The organism is Nitriliruptor alkaliphilus DSM 45188 (genome assembly GCF_000969705.1).
Taxonomy (GTDB): Bacteria; Actinomycetota; Nitriliruptoria; order Nitriliruptorales; family Nitriliruptoraceae; genus Nitriliruptor; species Nitriliruptor alkaliphilus.
Window position 1 is genome coordinate 1527262 of record NZ_KQ033901.1, and the last position, 24052, is coordinate 1551313.

Annotated in this window: 17 protein-coding genes, 1 tRNA gene and 1 pseudogene; 12 read left to right on the forward strand and 7 right to left on the reverse strand. The window is 73.7% G+C overall.

The features are described 5' to 3' along the window. The first annotated feature begins 140 nt into the window (after window positions 1-140). Window positions 141-2024: an AMP-dependent synthetase/ligase gene (locus NITAL_RS07265; RefSeq protein ID WP_052665436.1), complete on the forward strand. Its 1884-nt coding sequence runs from the start codon at window positions 141-143 to the stop codon at window positions 2022-2024. A 111-nt stretch (window positions 2025-2135) separates the two neighbouring features. Beyond that, on the forward strand, window positions 2136-3881 hold the full coding sequence (locus NITAL_RS07270; protein ID WP_052665437.1) for a potassium channel family protein: 1746 nt from the start codon (window positions 2136-2138) through the stop codon (window positions 3879-3881). 20 nt (window positions 3882-3901) lie between these two features. Here the strand turns inward: NITAL_RS07270 and NITAL_RS07275 are convergent. Both NITAL_RS07275 and NITAL_RS07280 read right to left on the reverse strand, forming a co-directional pair. Then, a tRNA-Sec gene (locus tag NITAL_RS07275) sits at window positions 3902-3995 on the reverse strand. 63 nt (window positions 3996-4058) lie between these two features. Beyond that, window positions 4059-5219, reverse strand: coding sequence for an ArsR/SmtB family transcription factor (locus NITAL_RS07280; protein ID WP_052665438.1), 1161 nt, complete (start codon window positions 5217-5219; stop codon window positions 4059-4061). A gap of 229 nt (window positions 5220-5448) precedes the next feature. On the opposite strand from NITAL_RS07280, the gene NITAL_RS07285 reads away from it, so the two are divergent. Then, a complete protein-coding gene (locus tag NITAL_RS07285) occupies window positions 5449-5733 on the forward strand; it encodes a hypothetical protein (RefSeq protein WP_052665439.1) in 285 nt (94 codons plus the stop codon). On the opposite strand, the gene NITAL_RS07290 is transcribed toward NITAL_RS07285, so the two are convergent. After that, on the reverse strand, window positions 5698-7164 hold the full coding sequence (locus NITAL_RS07290) for a M20/M25/M40 family metallo-hydrolase (protein ID WP_211262256.1): 1467 nt from the start codon (window positions 7162-7164) through the stop codon (window positions 5698-5700). The genes NITAL_RS07285 and NITAL_RS07290 overlap by 36 nt on opposite strands. A gap of 201 nt (window positions 7165-7365) precedes the next feature. Between NITAL_RS07290 and NITAL_RS07295 the strand changes: the two genes are divergently transcribed. Next, on the forward strand, window positions 7366-7716 hold the full coding sequence (locus tag NITAL_RS07295) for a nuclear transport factor 2 family protein (RefSeq protein ID WP_052665440.1): 351 nt from the start codon (window positions 7366-7368) through the stop codon (window positions 7714-7716). An 11-nt stretch (window positions 7717-7727) separates the two neighbouring features. Here the strand turns inward: NITAL_RS07295 and NITAL_RS07300 are convergent, their stop codons facing one another. Beyond that, window positions 7728-8732 (reverse strand): HAD family hydrolase, encoded by a 1005-nt coding sequence (locus NITAL_RS07300; protein ID WP_211262257.1) that lies wholly within the window; start codon window positions 8730-8732, stop codon window positions 7728-7730. Window positions 8733-8933: 201 nt separating this feature from the next. On the opposite strand from NITAL_RS07300, the gene NITAL_RS07305 reads away from it, so the two are divergent. From NITAL_RS07305 to NITAL_RS28880, 4 genes and pseudogenes are all read left to right on the forward strand, one after another. Then, window positions 8934-12416 carry a hypothetical protein gene (locus NITAL_RS07305; RefSeq protein WP_169786766.1) on the forward strand — a complete coding sequence of 1161 codons (3483 nt, stop codon included), beginning with the start codon at window positions 8934-8936 and terminating at the stop codon, window positions 12414-12416. Between the two features lie 48 nt (window positions 12417-12464). Then, entirely contained in the window at window positions 12465-13424 is a 960-nt protein-coding gene (locus NITAL_RS07310; RefSeq protein WP_052665442.1) for an AAA family ATPase, read from the forward strand. Window position 13425: 1 nt separating this feature from the next. Beyond that, a complete protein-coding gene (locus NITAL_RS07315) occupies window positions 13426-14574 on the forward strand; it encodes a DUF58 domain-containing protein (protein WP_052665443.1) in 1149 nt (382 codons plus the stop codon). Window positions 14575-15650: 1076 nt separating this feature from the next. Next, window positions 15651-16238 (forward strand): annotated as a pseudogene (locus tag NITAL_RS28880) (transglutaminase domain-containing protein); the annotation flags it as partial. A gap of 589 nt (window positions 16239-16827) precedes the next feature. Here NITAL_RS28880 and NITAL_RS28885 read toward each other — a convergent pair. Together NITAL_RS28885 and NITAL_RS27905 are read right to left on the reverse strand one after the other, a co-directional pair. Continuing rightward, window positions 16828-18129 (reverse strand): serine/threonine-protein kinase, encoded by a 1302-nt coding sequence (locus NITAL_RS28885; protein WP_083441311.1) that lies wholly within the window; start codon window positions 18127-18129, stop codon window positions 16828-16830. Window positions 18130-18191: 62 nt separating this feature from the next. Then, complete coding sequence (locus NITAL_RS27905; RefSeq protein ID WP_052665445.1) at window positions 18192-19415, reverse strand: serine/threonine-protein kinase; 1224 nt, start codon at window positions 19413-19415, stop codon at window positions 18192-18194. Between the two features lie 210 nt (window positions 19416-19625). On the opposite strand from NITAL_RS27905, the gene NITAL_RS27910 reads away from it, so the two are divergent. Then, the gene (locus NITAL_RS27910) at window positions 19626-20213 is read left to right on the forward strand and encodes a hypothetical protein (protein ID WP_052665446.1); all 588 of its coding nucleotides are present in this window, start codon (window positions 19626-19628) and stop codon (window positions 20211-20213) included. A gap of 19 nt (window positions 20214-20232) precedes the next feature. On the opposite strand, the gene NITAL_RS07335 is transcribed toward NITAL_RS27910, so the two are convergent. After that, window positions 20233-20742, reverse strand: coding sequence for a GNAT family N-acetyltransferase (locus tag NITAL_RS07335; protein ID WP_052665447.1), 510 nt, complete (start codon window positions 20740-20742; stop codon window positions 20233-20235). 137 nt (window positions 20743-20879) lie between these two features. Here NITAL_RS07335 and NITAL_RS07340 point away from each other — a divergent pair, with 137 nt between their 5' ends. From NITAL_RS07340 to NITAL_RS07350, 3 genes are all read left to right on the forward strand, one after another. Continuing rightward, the gene (locus tag NITAL_RS07340; RefSeq protein ID WP_052665448.1) at window positions 20880-21848 is read left to right on the forward strand and encodes a hypothetical protein; all 969 of its coding nucleotides are present in this window, start codon (window positions 20880-20882) and stop codon (window positions 21846-21848) included. Between the two features lie 66 nt (window positions 21849-21914). Continuing rightward, window positions 21915-23063: a TadA family conjugal transfer-associated ATPase gene (locus tag NITAL_RS07345; RefSeq protein WP_052665449.1), complete on the forward strand. Its 1149-nt coding sequence runs from the start codon at window positions 21915-21917 to the stop codon at window positions 23061-23063. Then, entirely contained in the window at window positions 23060-24031 is a 972-nt protein-coding gene (locus NITAL_RS07350) for a type II secretion system F family protein (protein WP_052665450.1), read from the forward strand. Before NITAL_RS07345 ends, NITAL_RS07350 begins: the two co-directional genes overlap by 4 nt. Window positions 24032-24052 lie beyond the last annotated feature (21 nt).

The window sequence follows — 24052 nt, forward strand, 5'->3', positions numbered from 1 at the left end:
GTCCGGCTGACCGCCCAGCGGCCCAGGTACCTCACCCAGCGCGACGCGCCTTGACCGGGCCGGTCGGCCGGGCTCGACTCCCCGCCGGGAGAGGGATCCCGCGCGGCCGCGCGGGGTGACGACGGCGGGAGGCGGTAGGCGTGGTGGACGTGTCGGTGGCACCGGTCGGCGAGGACGTGGCGATCCAACAGCAGGACTTCCTCGCGGAGGTCGAGGGGCGCACCCTCCTCGACGTGTTCCGGGCGACGGTCGACGCCCACCGCGACCAGCCGGCGCTGGTCGCCCAACGGGCCGACGGGTCGTTCCGGACGCGGACCTGGGGCGAGTACGAGGACGAGGCCAGCCGCGTGGCGATGGCACTGCGCCGCCTCGGCGTCGCCCACGGCGACTTCGTGGCCCTCATGGTGACCAACCGCCCCGAGCACGTCATCGCCGACGTCGGCACGTTGCTGGCCGGTGCCACGCCGGTGTCGGTCTACAACACCCTGGCGCCCGAGCAGGTCGCCTACGTCGCCGGCAACTGTGACGCGAAGGTCGCCATCGTCGAGGACGCGGCGTTCCTCGCGACCTGGCAGGAGGTCCGCGACCAGCTCCCGAGCCTCGAGCACATCGTCGTCCTCGAGCCGGCCGGCGTGGACACCTCCACGCCGGACGTGACCACCTACGAGCAGCTGCTGGCCGACGGTGCGCAGGCGCTCGCCGGCGGTCGTGGTGAGCTCGAGAACGCCTGGCGGTCGGTCTCGCCCGACGATCCCCTGACGCTGATCTACACCTCGGGGACCACCGGCCCACCGAAGGGCGTGATCCTCACCCACCGCAACCTGCTGTTCCAGCTGGTGGTGACCCAGCGGATGCTCGACGTCGAACCCGGCCAACGCGGGGTGTCGTACCTGCCGCTGGCCCACATCGCCGAGCGGATGACGAGCCACTACCTCGCCATCCGCTTCGCGACGACCGTCTACTACGCGGCCGAGGTCGCCCAGCTGCTGCCGACGCTGCTGGAGGCTCGGCCCCACGCGCTGATGGCCGTGCCACGAGTGTGGGAGAAGATGCACGCCGCGCTGCGTGCCGGCATCGACGCCGAGGAGGACGAGCGCCGCCGCAAGGTCGCGCAGAAGGCCATCGCCGTGGGGACCGAGGCCGTCGGCCTCGAGATGCGCGGTGAGAAGGTCCCGGTCCGCCTCAGGCTGCAGCACCGGTTGTTCGACAAGCTCGTGTTCAGCAAGATCCGCGAGAAGCTCGGCCTCGACCAGCTGCGGTACTCCCTGTCCGGGGCGGCGCCGATCAGCGCCGACCTGCTGGTGTTCTTCAAGGCCATCGGGATCGAGATCCTCGAGGTCTACGGGATGACCGAGTCCACTGCGGTCATCACCGCCAACCGGCCGGGCCGCGTGCGCATCGGCACCGTGGGTGAGCCCGTGCCCGGCACCGAGCTGCGCCTGGCGGAGGACGGCGAGGTGCTCGCCCGGGGACCGCACATCACCCCGGGGTACTGGCGGCGCGAGGACGCCACGGCCGAGGCCATCGACGCCGACGGGTGGCTGCACACCGGCGACCTCGGGACGATGGAGGACGGGTACCTGCGGATCGTCGGGCGCAAGAAGGAGCTGATCATCACCGCGGGCGGCAAGAACCTGTCGCCGAACAACATCGAGGAGACCATCAAGCAGCAGTCGATCCTCATCGGGCAGCTGTGCGCCATCGGTGACGACCGCCCGTTCATCGGTGCCCTGATCGTGCTCGACGCCGAGATGCTGCCGCTGTGGTGCTACCAGAACGACGTCCCGTTCACGACGGTCGAAGCGGCCGCGGCCGAACCCAAGGTCATCGCGGAGGTCGAGCGGGCCGTCGAGGCCGGCAACCGCCACCTCGCCCGGGTCGAGCAGGTCCGGCAGTGGGCGCTCGTGCCGACCGAGTGGACCGCCGAGTCCGAGGAGCTGACACCGTCGCTGAAGCTGAAGCGGGCCGTCATCCACGACAAGTACGCCGACGCGATCGACGAGCTCTACCAACGTCGCGCCTGAGTGGCTGACCGTCAGACGCGGCGCGGGCACCACCGCTGACCTACCGTTCGAGCCGTCACCGAGGTGGCGGCCCGAAGGCCGTCACCGCTCAACTGGCGGAGAGGTCGTGGCGTGAAGACGCTCGGGGTGCTGCTGAGCACGATCTCGGCGCCGCTGCGTCGGTGGAACGTGCGACTCGCCGCCTGGATGATGGTCGCGTTCGTGCTGCTCGTGCTCGCCTACAGCGCGATCTTCCACGAGCTGATGGCGGCGGAGGGCCGGTCGTTCACCTGGGGCACCAGCATCTACTGGACGCTGACGACCATGTCGACGCTCGGGTACGGCGACATCACCTTCGAGAGCGACATCGGCCGTCTGTTCTCGATGGTGGTGCTGATCACCGGCGCCGCGTTCATCCTCGTGCTCCTGCCGTTCGTGTTCATCCAGTTCATCTTCACGCCGTGGATGGACAAGCGGGAATCGGCTCGTGCGCCGAGGGAGTTGGACGCGGATCTCCGAGGCCACATCGTGCTGACCCATCACGACGTGGTGACCGATGCGCTGATCGACCGGGCGAAGCAGGTCAAGCAGCCGTACGTGCTGGTCGTGGCCGAGCTCGTCGATGCGCTGCGGCTGCACGACGAGGGCTACGACGTGATGCTCGGGGCGCTCGACGACCCCGCGACCTACCGCGCTGCCCGTGTGGAGCACGCCGCGCTGGTGGCGACCACGAGCACCGACACGGCCAACACCAACATCGTCTTCACGGTCCGCGAGATGTCCGAGACCGTGCCGATCGTCGCGACGGCGAACTCGTCGGCGTCCATCGACATCCTCGAGCTGGCCGGTGCCGACCAGGTGCTCCACCTCGGGGACCTGCTCGGCCGTGCCCTGGCGCGCCGCGTCGTCGGTGGTGATGCGCGCACCCACGTCGTCGGGGCATTCGGGGCGCTGCAGGTGGCGGAGGCCAGCGTCAGTGGGACCGAGCTGGTCGGCCACTGCGTGCGCGACCTCGACCTGCGCGATCACTACGGGATCAACGCCCTCGGTGTGTGGCGGCAGGGTCGCTTCGAGCGCACGCGGGCGGACACCGAGCTGCAGGACCGGGACGTGCTCATCCTGGCCGGGACCGAGCAGCAGCTGGCGGTCTACGACGCCACGATCGGGTCGCAGGGCGAGGACCGGTCCGGCGACGGGACCCGGAAGCCCGTGCTCATCCTCGGCGGTGGGCGGGTCGGTCGAGCCGCGGGGCGCGCCTTCGAGGAGGCGGGGGTCCCGTGGCGGATCGTGGAGCAGCTGCCCGACCGGATCCGCGACGAGGAGCACTACGTCCTCGGGGACGCGGCCGAGCTCGAGGTGCTCGAACGCGCCGGGTTGCACGATGCCGCGGCCGTCCTCGTGACCACCCACGAGGACGACGTCAACGTCTACCTCACGCTCTACGTCCGCCGGTTGCGTCCGGACGTGCAGATCATCGCGCGGTCCACGCTGGAACGGAACGTGTCGACCCTCCACCGCGCCGGCGCCGACGCGGTGCTGTCGTACGCGTCGCTCGGTGCGACCGCGCTGTGGAACGCCATCGGGGACGACCGCCGGCTGGTGGTCGCCGAGGGGCTCGAGGTGTTCCAGGTGCGGATCCCCGACCGGATGGTGGGGCACTCGCTGCGGGACATCGGCCTCGGCGAACGGACCGGCTGCGACGTGCTCGCGATCGAACGGCACGGCATCGTGTCGGCGCCCGATCCGGGCGAGCCGTTGCCATCGGAGGCGGAGCTGGTGATCATCGGCGACGAGGCCGCCGAGCACGCCTTCCTCGAGCGGTTCCCCGCCGCGGGACAGGGTGCCCGGGGGCGCCGACGGGCCCGCACGACCGGCTGAGCGGGCACGGCACGGTGACAGCGGAGGCGGACGGGAATCGAACCCGCCAGGGGACGAACCGCCCCCTCGTCGGCTTTGAAGGCCGCGGGACCCACCAGGCGTCCGGACGCCTCCCCGCACCGTCGCAGCGGTGCGAGCGCCGAGGCTAGCGCTCGCTCGAGGGGTCGAGGCCGCCCATCAGCCCGAGGCCGGCACCGCGGGGGGGCTCGGTGGCGTCGGTGGTGTCGGTGGTGTCGGCGGCGTGACGCCCCGCACCGGCACGTACGCGGCCAGGGCATCGTGGGCCGCTTCGGCCGGGTCGACGCGCAGCGAGTAGCGGGTCGATCGGCCGCCGCCGCCCATGACCACGAGGCCCGCCTGTCGCAGGATCGACAGGTGGTGGTGGGCGGTCGGCTTGGTCACCCCGAGGTGCTCGGTGGCCTCGCTGAGCGACACCGGTCCGCAGCTCATGCGACGCAGCAGCTGCAGCCGCCCCTCGTCGGACAGGGCCTTGGAGAGCTTGAGCAGGCTCGGTGGCGGCTGCTCCGCGGGGAGGGCGAGGAAGCTGTCTCCGACGGGGGTCGACAGCACGAGGGTCCGCAGATCGACGAACTGGTCCACGATGATCCACGGGCGCAGCCAGAAGCTCGGTACGAGGAGCACGCGTTCGATCGTGGGGTCGTCGTCGAGCGCGAAGCCGTTGGTCGCCTCGAGCACCACCGCGGCGGGGTCGTCACCGGCGTCGATCCGGGCTCTCCGGTAGGTGACGTCACGCTCGATGGCACCCATCGCCTCCTCCCGCAGCTTGCCCCAGATGGCGTCGCGAACCTCGCGCAGGATGCTGGCGACCTCGCGACCGTGGGCGGCCGGATCGGTCGCGACGAGGGTTCGTACCGCTTCCGGGGCGTACCGGTCAGGGGTGTCGCAGCAGCCACGGATCGCCTCGAGGGCGTCGAGGTCGCCAGCAGCGATCGCTCGGCCGTCGGCGGGCGCATCGTCCCAGTCCGCGTCGAAGACCGCGAGCGAGAGCAGCAGCCGCCACGAGGCCTCGGGCTCGCGGTCGAGCAGGTCGAGCAGCTGATCGATGTCGCCAGGGGGATCGAGCCGCACCGTCAGGTTCGACAGACCGAAGAAGGCCTTGTCGTCGCCGGCCCCCACCGCGCGGATGCGGTCGAGCAGGCCGTCGGGCAGGGCCGTCCGGAGCCCGGCGAGGCGATCCTTGCCGACGTCGTAGCCGCTGTGGTGGTCCTCGCCGGCGATGGCGCCGATGAGCCGGGTGAGCTCGGCGGCCTCCGACGCCCGCACCTCGATGGTGGGCGGCGTGGACGCGGGCGTGCCGCGTAGGTCCACGAGTCGCACGGTGCGCTCCGGATCTCGACGGCGGGGGTTCGACGGGCGTCGGACGTGAGCACCGTACCTGGCCGACCGAACGTTCGAGAGCGGTCGACCCGTCGGAGCGCACAGCGTTCGACGGTGGCCGAACGAAGGTGGCCCCTACGTTCGACAGCTGTGACACGGTCTGGTTAGATGAACATCGAACGGAACGGAGAACGACGTGGAACACGGACGAACGAGGAGGTGGTCGCCGATGCAGACCCCCGAACAGGCCCAGGCCGAGCACCGCGCTGAACGCGCCCGGCGCGCGGCCGAGATCGCCCGGCTGCGCCGGCGTGGGCGCCGGGGCGCGCGACGCCGCGCGGCCGAGACGCTGCGCCGAACCGCAGCGCGCCTCGACCCGATCCGGCCACCGGCCACCGCGGCTGCGATCGAGGTGGCGTCGCCGCGCCGGGCGAGCCAGCCGCACCTGCCGACCCGCCCGCCGGCGTCCGAGCGCGCGTCAGGCCGTGCGGAGCTCTCCCGCCCGCGCCGCTAGCTCGGCCAGCAGGAACGCCTCGGTGAGGCAGGCCTTGGCGAAGTCCTCGAGGTGGAGCGACTCGTCCTCGCCGTGGGCGTTGGAGCCCGGATCCTCGACGCCGACCAGCAGGCACGGCGCGCCACCGAACGCGTCGGAGAAGGGCTGCACGAACGGGATGGAACCGCCGCACCCCATCGCCGCGGGCGCCCGGCCGTAGGCCGCGGTCATCGCCGCGACCGCGGCGTCCCACGCCGGGCCGCCCGGCTCCGTGACCCAGGCGGCGTTGTTCTCGCCGATGGCGACCTCCACCTCGGCGCCGAACGGTGCGGAGCTCTCGAGGTGGCGGGCGAGCGCCCCGAGCGCCCGATCCGGGTCCTGTCCGGGCGCGAGCCGGACCGAGAGCTTGGCTCGGACCTCGGCCAGCAGCGTGTTGGACGCGTCGGCGACCCTGGGCACGTCCATGCCGGTCGGGGTGATCGTGGGCTGCATCCACAGCCGCTCGACGAGGGAGCGGTCGGGGTCGCCGGTCAGCCGCACGGTGTCGAACACCCGGGCGTCGGCCCGGAGCGTGGACTCGTCGAGGTCCAGCGCGGCGAGGCGGTCGCGCTCGTCGTCCGACAGCGGGCGGACGTCGTCGGCGAAGCCCGGCACGGTCACCACGCCACGGTCGTCGTGGAGGCCCGCCAGCAGCCGCGTCATGGCGGTCAGGGCATCCGGAACGGGGCCGCCCCACATGCCCGAGTGCACCGGCTGGGCGAGGGTCCGGACGGTCACGAACACGTCCGCCATGCCGCGCAGGGCGTAGGTGAGTCCCGGCCACCCGACCTGCCAGTTGGTGAGGTCGGTCAGCACGATGACGTCGGCGCGGAGCTCGTCGGCGTGCGCCGCCAGGAAGTGGTCGAGGTTGGGAGAGCCGATCTCCTCCTCGCCCTCGATGATGACCTTGACGTTGACCGGCGCGCCGCCGCGCGCCTGCTGCCAGGCCCGCAGGGCGGCCACGTGGGCCAGGATCCCCGCCTTGTCGTCGGCCGCGCCGCGGCCGTAGAGGCGACCGTTCCGTTCGGTCGGCACGAACGGCTCGCTGGTCCAGTTGCCGGCCGTCGCGACCGGCTGGACGTCGTGGTGGGCGTACAGCAGCACGGTCGGGGCGTCGGGGCCGGCCCCGAGCCACGACCCCGTCACGTAGGGGTGCACGACGGAGCCGTCCGCGGCGGGTGACAGCTCGAGCAGCCGGACCTCATCGAGCCCGGCCTCCGTCAGCAGCTGCGCGGTGCGCTCCGCGGACCGCCGGCAGGCCTCGACGTGGTCGGGCGACGACGAGATCGACGGGATGCGGACCAGCTCCTCCAGCCAGGCTCGCGTCCGGGGCAGCTCACGGGTGAGCGCCTCGGCGACGTCCTCGAGGCCGTCGGGGACCTCGGTGGCGGCGGGCAGGGAGGAGGTGGACACGGCAGCTCCGGGGTCGGCTGGAGGCGGGGGTGGCGAGTCTGCCCGAGCGCCGCACGCGTCGCTGTTGTGGGTCGTGGTCCGTCGGCGTCTATCCTTCGCGCGCACCTCACCGGCGGTACGCGCCGGTCACCCCGTCGCCCCCGGTGCGGGGCACACCCGTCCGGCGCATGTCGCGGGACGCCGAGCAGTTGGAGGATCCACGTGGGGCACCCGGCCGACGTCTGGGAGCGTCTGAAGGGCATGTTCGAGACGGCGGACGTCTCGGATCTGCCGGAGCTCTACGCGGCGGACGCGCTCTACCTCGAGCCGTACAACCCGCCCCACCGTGGCAACCTGCTGATCCAGGCCTACCTCAAGGACTACTTCGGCGGGAAGGACGACATCAAGATCGACGCCAAGCGCGTCGTCGAGGCTGCCGACGGTCGTGGGCTGGCCATCGAGTGGACCGTGTCCTACACCGCCGCCGGTCGTCGCTGGAACGACCTGCCGCGCGCGACCTTCCTCGACTTCGACGAGGACGGCCGCATCACCTACCAGCGGGACTACAGCTGACGCGGCCACCGTCAGGCGGCTTCGTCGTGCCCCTGCTCGCCGTCGCCGCCGAGGATGCGCCAGGCGATGGCGCCGACCGCTGCGGCCAGGAGCGTCCCGACGAGCACCTTGTCCCGGCGGCGTTCGACCTGCGGGAGACGGTCGCGCAGCCGCACGGGTGCGACGAAGTCGCTGGTCTCCCACCCCATGGCGAGCGCGGCGGCGCGTAGCTCACGGTCGGGGTTGACCGCCGTCGGGTGCCCGACCGCGGACAGCATGGGCAGGTCGGTGATGGAGTCCGAGTACGCGTAACAGTTGGCGAGGTCGTAGCCGCGGACCTCGGCGACCTGCCGCATCGCGGTCGCCTTGGCGCCGGCGTAGGCGTAGAACTCCAGGGTCCCGTCGAAGCGCCCCTGGTCGTCGACGCCCGACCGGGTGGCGAGGTGGTCACGGACCCCGAGGTAGCGGGCGAACGGCTCGACGATCTCCTCGCCCGAGGACGAGACGATCCACACGTCGCGGCCCGCGGCACGGTGCTGTTCGATCAGTGCCAGCGCCTCGGCGTAGACGAGGGGGGCGATGACCTCCTCGACGGTCTCGCGGACCAGGGTGCGGACCCGTTCGGCATCCCAGCCCTGCGTCAGGTCGAGGGCGGCACGGCGCATCTGCTCCATCTTCTCGTGGTCGGCGCCGACCAGCTGGTAGACGGCCTGGGCGTAGAGGCCCTTGAGCACGGTGGAGGGGCTGAGCAGACCGTCCTTCATGAAGGTGCGACCCATGACGAGGGTCGAGGACCGCGCGATGATGGTCTTGTCGAGGTCGAAGAACGCGGCCTCGGTGTTGCCGGTCCGTCGTGCGCGGACGCGTTCGAGCATGCCGGCCGACAGGCGGTCGGCGTCGGGGCGCGCGTAGCGTTCCTCGGTGCGGCCCGCTTCGCCGGAGCGCTCGGCCGCCGCGGCGGTGGCCGCAGCGACCACGTCGGCACGGTCCGACACGCCGGGCGCGAGCGGCTGGTCCGGCTCGCCGTCGGTCGTCAACGGTTCCCTCTCACGGTGGTCGTGCGGTGAGGCTAGCTGCGCGCAGGCAGCTCGCGGCGCCGCTTCGCGGTACCGTTCGAGGCCTCGCATGCCGAGGTGTACCGGGGGACCGCGCGTGACGGTGCGCACGGTCGGATGTCGAGTGGTCGTCGGCACCCCGTGGCGTCGTCCGACCGACCGTTGCGATGGGGGAACGAGATGGTGGCCACCAGCGGCCGTCGGATCCGGCCGACGCCGGCCGTCGTCGTGGCGCTGGTCCTGTCGCTGGTGGCCGCGGTCGTGGTGCTCGGGGAGCCGAGCCGTCCCGCCACCGCCACCGTCGTGCGCCCCGTGGTGACCGTCGCGGCTCTGTGCTCCGCCCCGACGGTGGTCGACGTGGCCGCGCGTGATGCGACGCGGGGGTTGACGGCCATCGGGCAGCTGCTCGGCCTGTCGGATGAGTTGATCGGCGAGTTCGCCCGCGACGTGCGCATCGTGGACACCGAGGCGGGCGCCTTCTTCGTCTTGGTGCGCGACGGTGAGCTGCGGGTCGCGGCGCTCAGCCCGGCGGGTCTGCCCATCGTCAACGCCGAGGCATCACCGCCGCAGACCTACCGGGCGTTCGGCCTCGGTGACCTCGAGGGGCGTCCGTCCATCGTCGTCGGCGGTCCGGAGGGTGTGTTCGTCGTCTTCGGTGGCGCCGACGTGCCGGCCGAGGTCTTCGCGCTGACACCGGCCACGCTGGCCTCGTCGTTCGAGGTCAGCGTCGCGCGTGACGCGGCCGGGCCCGAGCTGTCCGACCCCGTCGCTCGTGCCGGCACCGCCGTCGTCCACGAGGGGGTCCTGTGGATGGCCAGCGACGACGGCCGCGTGGTCACCTTCGATCCGCTCGCCGAGGGCGAGGACCGCTGGACCGAGCGCGCCGACGGCCTCGCCGCCCCGCTGCTCTCGCAGGGCACGGCCCGCGTCCATGGGCTCTTCGAGTCGGACGCCGAGGGGACGAACGTCGAGGTGCGTTCGTTCCGGTCCGAGGGGGACCCGGAGGTGGTGGCGATCGACACCCCGGTCCGCGAGGTCACGGGGGTGAACTACCCCGAATCGTCGTGGCCGGTGTTCGCCGTGACCACCGGTGCAGGTCCGGCCCTCGTGCGCCCAGCTGGGGCCGCGACCTCGGTCGTCACGACACCGGAGGTCGGTGGCCGGCTGCTCGGCCTCGTCGCCACCGACGAGGCGACCGCAGCGCTGACCGCCAGCGGTGGGAACCTCGCCTACCACGTGTTCGACCGTGGGGGTGAGCAGCTGGGAACCTTCGGCGGGTCGAGCGCCGACCGCTGCGTGGTCGGTCCCTGGCCGGACGCCGGGACGGTCATCGAACCCGGGTCGGCCGGTTCCCTGCTGCACCTGCACGACCCGAGCTCGCCGTGGGACTGCGTGGTCGACACCCGCGATGCCAGCGCCCTCGCCGAGGTCACCGACCGCTGTGCGCCGGGCGGCGAGTGGAGCGTGGACAAGGGGTCGGCACCGGCTCGGGACTTCACCGTCGAGATCGGCCGCGCGCTCGACGAGTTGGCCGCCGACGACCTCGAAGCCGAGATGGACCGCGAGGAGGACCTCGGCGCATCGGCCGCGGAGGCCATCCAGGAGGAGCTGAGCGAGGCCGGCCTCGGGGTCACCGAGGCCGAGGTCGATCCCGAGGCGGCGGACGAGTGCGCCGCCGAGGAGGTCGCCTCGGTCGCCTCGCCGGTCATCGACGAGGCCGAAGCCGTCGGTTCGCGGGCCGTGCGCGTCGAGTGGAGCTGGTCGGGGGGCTCGTGCCTGCCGGGCCGCTACCTGGTGACCATGTGCCAGCTGGCCGATCAGGGGACCGACTGCGCCGACACCGTCGAGCAGGAGGTGGACGCCAACCCGACCAGCGCGCGCTCCAGCCTCGAGCTCCCGGCCCGGCCCGACCGCACCTACCGCGTCAGCGTGCGCGCGGTCAAGGGGTCGGTGGTGTCCGCGCCGTCGGGCGCGCTGCTGGTGACCACCCCGCCGGTGACACCGGACCCGCCGGTGGACGTGTCCGCCACGCTGCGCGACGGCACCTGGCAGCTGTCGTGGTCCTCGTGCCTGTCGCGTGGTGACTGCGACCAGCGGCCGGACGGGTTCATCGTCAGCGTCGAGGGCTGCGAGGGCGACAGCCTCGGTCGGATCCGGCAGCGGTTCGACGTGTCGCAGCGCGGGACCAGCTTCGGTGCGGACGGCGCGGGCTTCGGTGGGGCCGACCTGCTCGGTCGACGCGTCCAGTTCCGGGTGGCGACCACCTCCGGTGAGCGCGTGTCGGAACCCGTGGCAGCGGGTGGCTGCACGGCGTCGGTCCGGCCGGGCCGCGACACCTCGGCGTCGAACGTGGGCGTGTCGCTGACCGGGCGGGCGGAGCGGATCACCCTCGCGCCGCTCAGCCAGAACCGTCAGCTCACCGAGCTCTTCGGCCTCTCGCGGTACGACGAGATCAGCGCCCGCCTCGTCCGCGGCAGCTTCGAGTCCGCCAGCCGGACCGGGGTGCTGCGTGGTCCGGTCACCTTCGACGTCGACCGGTGTCGCGTCAGCGGCTGGACCGTCGAGCTCACGCCACGCTGGAACGGTCGCGACCTTCCCGCCCACCGATCGCGCCTGACGGACGCGGCGGTCGCCTGCGATCCGACCGTCGACAGCAGCACCCGGATCTCGACCGCCCTCACCGACCCGGGCTCCAGTCCACTGGGCGTGCGGGTGACCGTCCCCGGCCTCGACCAGGACGTCGACAACGGTCTCGTCGCCGGTGTCAGCGGCCGGGCGACCTGCGACCGGGCCTTCGGTGGATCGGACGAGCTGACGCTGTCCGGAGGTTCGATCTCGGGTGACGACGTCGCGTTCGGGATGCCGGTCCCGGCGATCCTCGACCTTCAGGGCGCCTGCCGGATCTCGGTGGTGGTCGGTTTCACTGGTGGCGGCAGCGCCGCGCCGGAGTCGCGCCGCATCGACCTCGACCGAGCGGGGGGCCAGATCGTGGAGCGGGTCCTGCCCATCGCCGTCAACCGTCTCGAAGCGGCACGGACGGGCCGCTACGAGCAGCGGAGCCTCGTCGGGATCGGCCGCGAGTGGCTCGTGGGCGTCCGGCACGACGGATCCGGCGTGCCGTGCAGTCGTACCTACGGCCAGACGACCTGGACCTTCGAGGTCCGCGGTGCGCGGCACACCGACTGTCAGTCGGGGGCGCACTACACCGCGTACGGGGAACAAGAGGGGGACCTCGACGGCAGCGGCCGCGGCACCCTCGAGGTCCGCGTGCAGGTCGGCGGACTGGTCGGCATCGTCGGCGGCGTCGACTCCTCCACGAGCCGGACGATCCCCGTGTGCCAGCTCCCGGGTGGGGAGCCAGAGCGTCCGTGCGTCGACCCGTGCCCGTACGACGACGAGTACAACGTCAACGATCCCGAGTGCTTCGAGCCGTGCCCGTACGAGGGCAAGGAGGGCATCCCGGCTGACCACGAAGACTGCTTCGAGCCGTGCCCGTACGAGGACAAGGGTGGTCTCCCCATCGACGACCCCGAGTGCATGCCACCGGACGACCCGCCGGGCAACGGCGGCGGTGGCGGCGATGGCGCGGGTGGTTCCGCCGCGCCGCCCCCGGCGACCCTCGCCACGTCCCTGACCTGGTTGTTCCGACCCTTCCGGCGCGGCTGACCGCGCCCCGACAGACCCGCCCGTGAGCCACGGGCGCGGAGGTCCCACATGCTCAGCGATCAGCAACTGGCCGCCGCGGCGTCGCGCTGCGACCAGCTCGGGCGTGCCGTCGCCGGGGTCATCCACGGCAAGGACGACGTCGTCCGCCTCCTGCTGGTGGCGCTGCTCGCCGAGGGGCACGTCCTGATCGAGGACCGTCCGGGGGTCGGCAAGACGACCTTGGCACGCACCCTCGCCCAGGCGCTCCAGCTCGAGATGGGGCGCGTGCAGTTCACCCCGGACCTGCTGCCGAGCGACATCACCGGCAACGCGATCTACGACCAGCGGACGGGGGAGTTCCGGTTCCGGGCGGGCCCGATCTTCGCCAACATCGTCCTCGGGGACGAGATCAACCGGGCGTCACCCAAGACCCAGTCGGCCCTGCTGGAGGTCATGGAGGAACGTCAGGTCACCGCCGATGGGACGACGTACCCGATCCCGCGCCCGTTCCTGGTGCTCGCCACCCAGAACCCGGTCGACATGGAGGGCACCTACTCGCTGCCGGAGGCCCAGCTCGACCGGTTCCTCATGAAGCTGCCGATCGGCTACCCCGACAACCAGGCCGAGATCCGCATGCTGCAGACCCAGCTGGCGGGGGAGTCGGCTCCCTCGGTGCGACCCGTCCTGACCGAGGCGGAGCTCAAGGAGCTGCTGATCCAGGTGACCGAGGTCGAGCTGTCGCCGGCGATCGAGTCGTACATCGTCTCGCTGACCGACCACACCCGAACGCTCCCCGAGGTCCGGCTCGGGGTCTCGCCGCGTGGGACGCTCGCGCTGGCCCGGGCCGCGCGTGCGCTGGCGCTCAGCCTCGGCCAGGGGTTCGTCACGCCCGACCACGTCCGCATCCTGGCGCCCTGGGTGCTCGCCCACCGGCTGATCCTCGCGTCCGAGGCGGAGCTGGCCGGTCGGACCGCGATCGACGTGATCGAGGGTGTCATCGCGTCGGTCCCCGTGCCGCGGACGGCCTGAGGTGACCCGTCTCGGCTGGTCCGCGCTGGTCCTCGCTCTGGCGGTGACCGCGCTCGGTGTCACCCTGCGCTGGCCGGCGGCGCTCGCGATCGGCGTGGCGCTCCTGGTGGTGGTCCTCGTCGCCCTGTCCACGCTCGTGCGGCCCGCCGACGTGCGCATCGAGCGTCGCATCAGCCCGAGCCGTGTGCGCAAGGGCGAGCTCGCCATCGCGCACCTGAGCCTGCGCAACCGGGCCCGCCGTTCCTTCCCCGGCGCCGTCGGCGTCCAGGAGGTCGGAGGCGTCGAGGTCGAGGTCGGCCTGCCGCGGCTGCGCCGCGGTGAGGAGGACGTACGCACCAGCGTCCTGCCGACCGATCGCCGCGGCCAGCACACCGTGACCCCGGTGGTGCTGCGCCGCAGCGATCCCTTCGGTCTGGTGCGGGTCGAGCAGCGCCACGGCGGCGAGGGGCAGCTGCTGGTCCTGCCGCGGGTCTTGGAGTTCCGGGCGCTGCACGACTCGCTGACCCGCAGCCTCGAGGGTGTCGCGGACGACACGACACCGCACGGCACGATGACCTTCCATCAGATGCGCGAGTACGTCCCGGGGGACGACATCCGACGCATCCACTGGCCGTCGACGGCGAAGGTCGCCCACACCGGCCAGCTGGTGGTGCGTCAGGACGTCGACGACGCCCAGCCGTTCGTGGTCGTGGTGGTCGACACCCGCGCCGCCCGGTACGCGGACGCCGAGGGCCTGGAGCTCGCGATCGATGCGGCGGCATCGGCCGTGGTCGCCGCGACCACCGGTCGGGCGCCGTTCGAGCTGCGGACCACCGGTGGGGAGCGCATCGGTGGGCCGAACCACCAGGCGGTCGACCCGGCCCTCGAGCTGCTCGCACTGGCCGACGCTGACGCGCCGGGGAGGCTGACCGACGAGCTGACCTCCGTGCGGCGCACCCGCAGCGGTGCCGTCGCGGTGGTCGTGACCGGCCCTGCCGATCCCGACGAGCTGGCGGCCGTCGCGGCGCTGCGGCAGCGGTTCTCGCGGGTGCTGCTCCTGTCGATCACCGAGGAGGATCCGCCCCACGCCGGCTCGGCGGGCGTCACCTTCGTGCACGGCCAGGACGCGCCGACCCTGACCGCAGCCTGGAACGTGGCGATCCGCGCGTGAGCCGCCTCACGCCGTTCCTCCGCCCGACCGCCGAGCACCTGCTCGGCGTCGGCCTCGTGGCGCTGGCGGCCGTCCCGTGGCTGGCGGTGACGGGCACCGGGACGGGTGTGGTCCAGCTCGGGGTGGCGGTCGCAGGCGCGACCCTGGTCTCCCTGTTCACCACCCGGCTGCGGCGGCTGTCGCTGTCGGCCGAGCTGCTGCTCAGTGGCACGGTGCTGGCGCTCGTGCTGCTCCTGGTGGTCGTGGGTGATCCGCTCGGTGGCACCGAGGTCCTGCGAGGCCTGCGTGACGGGGTGCCGCGCATCCTGTCGACCGGTCTGCCGCTGCTCGATGTGGCCTGGGCCGGCGTGCCCGGCACGGTCGTGGTCTGGTGCACCGCCGGTGTCGTGACCTCGACCATCGCCCGGTCCCGCTCGGTCGCGCGACCCGTCGCGGTCGCGCTGGCGTGCTTCCTCGCCGGCTACACCGTCACCCTCGGCGGGCGCACGGGGGACATCACCGAGGTCGTCACCACCGAGGCGCTGCTCCTCGCCTTCGTGGCAGGGGTGCTCACCCTGCTGCGCGGCTACCGCCGGATCCCCGAGCAGGACCGGTCGCTGCTGCTGATCCGCTTCGCGGGATCCGCCGTCGTGGTGGTCATCGCCGTGGCGATCGGGGCGGTGGCCGCCGAACGCGGCCCGTACGTCGCCGAGGAACCGGTGCGGGTGCGGCTCGCGCCGCCACCGACCGAGCTCGATCCGGAGGGTCCCCTGCTGGTCACCCGGCGGCTGCGCGTCGACGAGCCCGACCGGACGGTGGCCACCGTCGAGGTCGACCGCGAGTGGTCCGGTTACGTGCCGATCGCTGTCCTCGACCGTTACGACGGCCGGATCTGGAGCCGCGTCGAGGACCGCCTCCAACCGACCGGCGGTCTGCTGCCGGTGGCGTTCCCCGTCGCCGGCGGCCCCAGCGTCGTGGTCCGCGACCTCGATCCGATCGCGACCGGTGGTTGGCTGCCGTACGTCGCCCGCGTCGAGAGCATCGCGGGTGCGTCGGTCGTGCACGATGAAGGTGAGGCGTTCCGGCTCGCCGAACCGATGCCGGGGGCCGCCTACCGGCTCGATGTGGCGCAGCCGACGCGGACCCTCAGCGACGAGGAGCTCGACGACGAGCTGCCGAGCGCCCGGGCGAGCGGTCTGGTGCGTCACCTCGAGGTCGTGCGCCGCCCCACCGAGACCCGGGGCGCCGGCGAACGTGTCTGCCGGTTGCTCGCCCTGACCGCGGGGGGCGACGCCGCGGTGGCCGGGACCGACCTCACCGTCGGCGGGGCGCCGTGCGGTCGCCGTGGTCCGGACCGCGTCGGGTTCCTGCGGACCCTGGTCGACGAGCTGAAGGTCGGCCGAGCGATCGAGATCGACGCCGAGGACGGTGCGTCCGCGGGGGGCCCGGAATCGCTGGCCGACCTCCTCGAGCTCGTCGGTCCACCCTCGGCGGACGGTCTGTCGACGGGCGCCCCCGAACAGTTCGCGGCGGCGTACGCGCTGATCGCCGACCACTACGGCTTCCCCACCCGCCTCGTGACGGGGTTCCGCCTCGAGGAGCCGCTGGCCGCCGAGCCCCAGACGCTGCGGGGCGAGGACGCGTGGACGTGGGCGGAGGTCGCCGTCGAAGGGGTCGGTTGGGTCGTGGTCGACCCCTCCCCGAGCGCGGAGGATGCGACCTCCCCCGACGAGCTCGAGCAGCCCGAACGGCTCGAGCAGCCGGACGCCACGCCCGACCAGGCCCCTGCTGAGCTCGGCGTCGAGACCGAGACCATCGTCGTCGGGCCGCCGCCCCCCGAGGCGTCCGCCCGGCCCCCGGTGGTGGCGCTGATCGCGGGGCTGGTCGCGGCGCTGATCCTCGTCCCGCTCCTGATCGCCAGCGCCCGCCGCGGCTGGCGTCGTCGACGTCGTCGCCGAGGGGACGCGCGGACGCGGGTCGTCGGTGCGTGGCACGAGCTGCTCGATGTGGCCCACGACGTCGACGTCGCCGACGTGGAGTCCCGCTCGACCGAGGATCTGATGGCAGCACTCACCGAGCGTCGCGGGGCCATCGCCGAGGACCTGGCCGCGCTCGGCCCGGTGGTGGACCGGGCCGTCTACTCGTCCCGTCCGGTCGAGGACGCCGAGGCCGACCGAGCCTGGACGGTCGTGCGCGCCGTCCGCAAGCAGCTGCGGCGCACGTTGCGGCCACGGACCCGCCTGGCCACCCGTTGGCGGGTCGCTCCCCGGTCGGTCACCGTCGGCCCTCGCCGCCCGGCGGCGGGAGGTCGACGGGCTCGTCGACGGGAGCAGGCGGAGGCAAGCCGACGGGCTCGTCCCGGGCGCCGGGCGGCAGGTCGTCGCGGTCGGCGTCCGGTGGGCTGACTGCGGGGGCTGGTCCCGGTGTCGGTGGCGGCAGGTCCGGTCGGGCGACCGCCGGGTCCGGGGCTCGCCAGGCACCCGGGTCCGCGCGGCGTGAGCTCTGGGCGTAGGCGGGGCCGATGCGAGGCTCCCTGCGTCGTTCGGGGCCGTGCTCGCGTTCCTCGCCGTCCAGGGGCGGGGCGCCGAGCTGGAGCGGCGGAAGGCCTGTGACCGCGGCGGCACGGCCGCGCCGTGTGGCGACCGCCCCGGTGTCCAGTGGGAACCGCCAGGAACCGTCGGCCTGCCCGACGCGGCACGGTGTCGCGCCCCAGCCGGCCGCCTGCTCGATCGCGCGCAGGTGCTGGGCGAGCTCGAGCGGGCTCGCCGGCCGCGCCGTCGGGTCCTTGGACAACGTCCGGTGCAGCAGCTCGTGCAGTCCCGTCGGGATGCCAGGTACCTCGAGCGGGGGAGCGGGGTCGCGCAGGATCCGCTCCCGGACGACCTCGGCATCGTCCCCGGCCGAGCCACCGAACGGGGGCGACCCGGTCAGCAGCTCGAACATCGTCGAGGCGAGGCTGTAGAGGTCGCTGACCACCGTCGTTCCGGCGCCACGGAGGACCTCGGGGGCGGTGTGCTGGATGCCCCTCGCGGGGGCGGCCTCGGCGTTCCACGTGGCGGGGATGGGCCCGGCGGGGTCCGCCGCGGCCTCGCGCAGCGCCGCGACGCCGAAGTCGGCGAGGGCGACCTCCCCGTACCGTGTCACGAGCACGTTGCCGGGACGCACGTCGCCGTGCACGACGCCGGCACGGTGGGCCGTCTCGAGGGCACCCGCGAGCGCGACGCCGACCGCCACGACGGTCCGGAGGGCGAGCGGTCCCTGCTCGGCGAGCCGATCGGCCAACGAGCCGTCGCACAGTTCGAGCACCAGCATCGGCCGGCCGTCGGGGGTGAGTTGCGCGCGGTGGAGGGTGACCACGTTCGGGTGGCGGCTGAGCGCGCCGAGGGCGCGCACCTCGCGATCGAAGGCCGCCTGGTCGACGTCCCCTCCGCCGGGGTGCTCGAGCAGCTTGATGGCCACGAGCTGGCCCGAGTTGACGTCGCGGCCGCTGAGCACCGTCGCCGCAGCGCCCCGTGCGATCGTGGCGACCTGGTCGAACCCGGCGAGCGGGTCCTGCGTGCGGTTCCTCTTCGCCACCGCTCACCCGTTCCGCGCCGCGCCGGCCGTCGCAGGAGCGTACGCGACGACGTCCTTCGGGCTCAGGGTGCCATGGGCGGTGGCGGCAGGTCACGCGGTGAGCCGACGGGTGGGGCCGCTGGCGGCGGCAGGTCCGCCCGCGGCGCTTCCTCGTCGGGTGGGGGCAGATCCGCCGGTTCGCCGGTCGGGGGCGCGGGAGGCGCCGGAGCGGGAGCGTCCGTCGGGGCGAGCAGCGGAGCCGCCCGTCCCGGCAGGACCTGGCGGCCTCGTCCGTCGCGCCGCTCGATCTCGCGCTCCACGGGGACGACGGTGTCGAAGGGGCGGGCGTCGAGACCGAGGTTCGGTACGCCGGTGTTGGCAGCGGCACGACCGGACACCGCGGCGGGCTCGGCGCGTGTGGGCAGCGGCGGCAGGTCGGACAGTCCGTCGACCCGGCAGGGGGTCAGGGGCCACCCCGACTCCCGTTCGATCTCGCGCAGCTCCTGGGCGAACGCCAGCGCGGTCGACGGACGCTGCGTCGGGTCCTTGGCCAGCGCACGTCGCAGCAGGTCCCGCAACGCCGGGGTGGCACCGGGCGCCTCGAGGCGAGGTGGCAGCTCGGTGATGATGCGTCGCTGGACGTCCGCCGGGTCCTCCTCCCGAACCACGAAGAAGGGTGCGTGACCGTCGAGCAGTTCGTAGAGGGTCGAGGCCAGGCCGTAGATGTCGCTGGCCGCGGTCGCCTCCGAACCGAGCAGCACCTCCGGCGAGGCGTGGTGGACGGTCAACCCCGACAACCGCGAGCCGCCCGAGGTCGCCTCGCGCAGCCCTGCGATGCCGAAGTCGGCGAGGACCGGCTCGCCGTACACGGTGGTCAGCACGTTGGACGGTTTCAGGTCGCGGTGCAGCACCCCCGACCGGTGGGCGGTCTCGAGGGCGCCGGCGAGCTTGATCGCGACGGCCACGGCCTCGCGTGCCGGCAACGGTCCCGTGATCTCGAGGCGATCGGCGAGCGAGCTCTCGCACAGCTCGAGGATGAGCATGGGGTGGCCGTCGGCGCGGAGCACCGCCCGGTGCAGGGTGACGATGTGCGGGTGGTTGCTGACCGCCCCGAGCGCCCGCGCCTCGAGCTGCAGCACGTGGTCGTCGAACCGGCGGTCGTTCGGCGCGTGCAGGACCTTCAACGCGACGGGGGAGCCGCTGCGCTCGTCGACCGCCCGGTAGACGGTCGCGAAGGCGCCCTGACCGATCTCGTGCACGTCGGTGAAGCCCGCGAACGGGTCCTGCTTGTTCCGTCTCGACACCACCGTACGTCCGATCGATCCCCCGACGTTCCCCCCGACGCTCCCTGGAGCAACCCGGGCGAGGGTACGACACCTCGGTCGCGCGGCGCGGCCGTCGAGCGTGCGACCTGACCCCGTCCAGGTGCACTGGCAGGGACGGGTCGGTCGGTGCCGAGCCGCGCGGGCAGGCTTCCGCGCTGGTCCGGACTGCCGAGGTGGGTGAGGAGCGTGCACGTGAGGATGATCACGCGGGTCGTGGTGTGTGCGGTGGCGCTGGCCCTGATGGGCTGCGGCAGCGACGACGATCCCGTCACGGCCGATCCAGCCGCAGCGGAGGGCGACGACGATGGCGGTGGCGCAGCAGGAGCGCTCGACGAGCCGGACCCGCTCGCCGATGGCGAGGACGACCCCGACGGCCCGGATGACCTGGGTGACGCGGACGGAGCGACGGATCGGCCACCCCTGGCGTGCCCGTCGGAGGCGACCGTCATCGCCATCACGGGCGTGGACATCACCGGGTTCAGCGGTCCCGCAGCCGGTGACCCCACGCCGCTGACCTGCCAGTACACCGGCGACGACTCGCAGTTCCGAACCGGCACCGCCGTCTACATCAGCCTCGACGTGGTCGACACCGGTCCGAACGGGTTCGGTCGGTCGGTCGGCGGGCTCGGCGTCTGGGCCGAGGTCGCGTCCGAGGAGGGCGTCATCTACGTCGGCTTCGGGGACGGCGTCCTCGAGATCGGGACCTACGCGGAGCTGTCGGACGATCAGCTGGTCGACCTCGTCGAGGCCACCTTGGAGGCTGGCGTCGCCGGCGGGTGACCTTCGCTGCGGGGCCAGCTCAGGCCGGTGCCACGACCTCAGCCGCGAGCGCCGTGAGCGCTTCGCCGGTGAGGCGGTAGGTCGTCCACTCCGTCTGAGGGGCGGCACCGAGCGCCTCGTAGAAGTCGATCGAGGGCGTGTTCCAGTCGAGCACGGCCCACTCGAGACGCCCGTAGCCCTCGGCCACGGCCAGGTTCGCGAGGTGGGCGACCAGAGCGCGTCCCGCCCCAAGTCCGCGGTGCGTCGGGGCGACGTACAGGTCCTCCAGGTGGAGGCCGGCTCGCCCGAGCCACGTGGAGAAGGTCGGGAAGAACACCGCGAAGCCGGCCGCCTCGCCGGCGCACTCGCAGATCACGGCTCGAGCGGTCGACGCGTCCCCGAACAGGGTCCTGCGCAGATCGTCCTCGGTCGCGACGACGGCGTCAGGTTCGCGCTCGTAGTCCGCGAGCTCCCGGATGAAGCGCAGGACGAGCGGGGCGTCGGCGGCGGTCGCCGTGCGGATGGTGATCGGGACGTCGTGAGGGGCCATCGCGGCACCCTACCGACCGGGCCGAACCGCCGAGGTAGCCGTCCTCGGCGTCGTCGTCCACAGGCCGAGCGCGACCCGATCCGAGGTCGGCTGCGCGCGCTCGTACCGTGCGGACACCGCTGACCCGGAAGGTGCCCGTGACCACTCTCGCCGCCCACCCCACCGCTGGCGACACGCTCGCCGACCTCACACCGCCGACCACACCCCTGGCGGCGGTGCCGGTGGCCCTCGATCTGCGGGGTCGGGCTGCCGAGGCGGTGCGGCGCGCGGTGGAGGCCCACGGGTGGCAGGCCGTTGACGAGGCGACCGCCGCGCTCGTGCCTCCGGTGGTGCGGCTCGCTGACGTGGCGGCACCCGCCGGGGACGGCACGCCGACGGTCCTGCTGGTCGCCGCCGACGACGCCGCACCCGTCGCCGCATCGGCCTGCCTCCGCCTGCAGCCGACGGCGGTGGTGCCCTGGCCGGACGAGGACGGGGTGCTGGTCGACATCGTCCTGGCCGCCACCTCGGCGCCGCGACGGGCGACGAGTTCCGCGGCGCTGCTGCGGGTCGGCGGCGCAGCGGGCGGGGTCGGCACCACGACCGTGGCGCTCGCGTTGGCGGGGCTGGCGGCCTGGCGCGGCCAGCCGACGCTGGTGACCAGCGGTGACGCGGTCCTCCTGCCCTCGGGGACGCCCGGCATCGACCCCAGCGCGTTGACGGCACCCGACCTGTGGTCCCGCGCCAGCGCGATCGAAGGTGTCCCCGGCGCGCGGGCCGTGCGGACCAGCAGCCCGCCGTTCGACGCCACGGTCAGCGACCCGTCGGTGGCGACCGCCGTCCTCGATCTCGGCGTCGCCGACGAGGTCGACGTGCTCGTCCTGCGGCCGGACGCCGCCGGCGCCGCCGCGCTCGAACGCACCGCGGCTGCGGCGGTGGTCGTGGTCGGCGACGGCCCCGTCGCCCCCCGCGCGTTGACCGCTGCCGTCGGAGCACGCCGCCGGGTGGACCTGCCGTGGTCGCACCGGATCGCCCGCGCCGCCCTGGTCGGACGGGTCCCCGCGGCCCTGCCGGGCCGGGCGGTCCGGGCGCTGCTCCCGCTCGTGCCGGCGGGTCCGTCCGGCTGACCCACCGCGCGACCTGACACGCCCGCGACGCGGGCACCCCGTGGGGGCGGGGAACCCGGAGCACCGGTGCCAGCCACCGACCGCACCACCGACCGCACCACCGAGCACGCGACCGTCGTCGACGGGCGCCTGCGGACCGCGGTGGCCCGACGCCTCCGCGAGGACGACGACCTCCTCGCCGGCGGTGGCGATCGCAGCGCCCTGCGGCGTGCCATCGCCCGGGCCCTCGCCGCCGAGGGCGTCGTCGCCGCCCCCGACGTCTGGGCCCGGCTGGTCCGCGACCTCGTCGACGAGCTCGGCGGCCTCGGTCCGCTCGAGGCGCTGCTGCGCGATCCGGCGGTCACCGACGTGATGGTCAACGGCGCCGACGAGGTGCACGTCGAGCGTGACGGCCGGCTGACGGTGACGTCCGTGCGCTTCGACGACGATGCCCACCTGCTCGGCGTGCTGCGCCGGGTCCTCGGCCCCCTCGGGACCCGCCTCGACCGGGCGCACCCCTACGCCGACGCGGTCCTGCCAGGCGGTGTCCGGCTGCACGCCATCCTGCCGCCCCTGGCGACCCGGCCGACGCTCACCCTGCGCCGGGTGCCGGCCGTGGTCCCCTCCTGGGACCAACTCGAGGCCGTCGGCAGCGTCCCCGGCGACCTGCGCGGACTACTGCTCGACGCGGTCGCCTCCCGCCGCAACCTCGTGGTCGCGGGCCGCGCCGGAGTCGGGAAGACCACGCTGCTGGCCCGCCTCCTCGCCGAGGTCGACCGTGACCGCGTCGTGGTCATCGAGGACGCACCCGAGTTGCGCCACCCCGCCCCCCACACCGTCCACCTCCAGGTGCGACCCGCGACCCCCGACGGCGTCGGCGAGGTCGACGTCGCCACGCTGCTGCGCAACGCCCTGCGGATGCGGCCGGACCGCCTGGTGGTCGGCGAGGTCCGCGGTCGCGAGGTCGCCGACCTGCTGCAGGCGATGAACACCGGTCACGACGGATCGATGACCACCGTCCACGCCAACGGCGCCGACGAGGCCATCGTCCGGCTCGAAGGCATGGCGCTGTTGGCCGGTGTCCCCATCGACGCCGCCCGCGCCCAGGTCGCGGCGGCGCTCGACCTGGTCGTCGCGCTCGATCGCGACCGGGACGGACGTCGCCAGGTCGCCGCGCTGGTCGAGGTCGATCTGCAGCGCGACGGTGCCGGCATCCACGTGAGGTGGTCACGGTGAGCCGGGACCCTGCCCCCCACGGTCGCGAGCTCGACCGCGTGCGCCTGCGGGTCGCGGCGGGTGCCGACCCCGGCGACGTGGCGATGCTCGGTGAGCGAACGGCCACCGTGGTCCGCGTGGCCACCGAGGCCGGATCGCCGCTGCTCGCCGCCCTCGACGCCGCTGCGGACGCTGAGGACGACGCCCGGCGCGCCCAACGTGCCGTGGCGGTCGCGTCGGCGCAGGGCCGTGCTGTCGCCATCGGGTTGCTGGTCGCGCCACTGCTGCTGGTGCCCTTCCTCGGACGCCTGTTCGGGATCGACCTCGTCGCCTACCACCGCACCCCGATCGGGATGGTGACCGGTGGCCTCGGGCTTTCCCTGCTGCTCGTCGGCGGGCTCGCGGCGCGGCGGGTGGTCGCCGCGGTCGGCGCCCCCGCGCGCCCACCGTCCGCGGTGGGGCGGCGGCTGCTGGCCACCGTGGGTGCCAGCGTCGCCGCCGTCGCGATCCACCCCGTCGCCGGCCTCGTCCTCTTCGGTGTCGCCCTGCTGCGTGGCCGACCCCGCCCGGCCCCTCCGGATCCGGCCGTGGCGGACGCGGCGGAGTTGGCGGCCACCGCCGTCGGGGGCGGGCTCCCACCAGCCGCCGCGCTCCGGCTCGCCGCCGACGAGCTGCCCGCCCTGGCCGCACCGCTCAGGCGCCTGGCCTTCGACCTCGAGCACGGCGACACCTCGGCGGACCTGCCGCCCGGCGTCGACCGTCTCGCCGACGTGCTCACCGACGCCGACCGGCTCGGTGCGCCGGTCGGTCCGACGCTGCGGCGCCTCGCCGCGGACGTCCGGGCCGACGAGCTGACCCGGGTCCTGGCCGCCGCCGAGCGGCTCCCGGTCCGGCTGACCTTCCCCACCGCCCTGTGCCTGCTGCCCGGGACCCTGCTGCTGGTCGGTGCGCCGATCGTGCAGGTGGGCCTCGGTGTCGTCAGCACCTGATCCCGCACCAACCGATCCCAA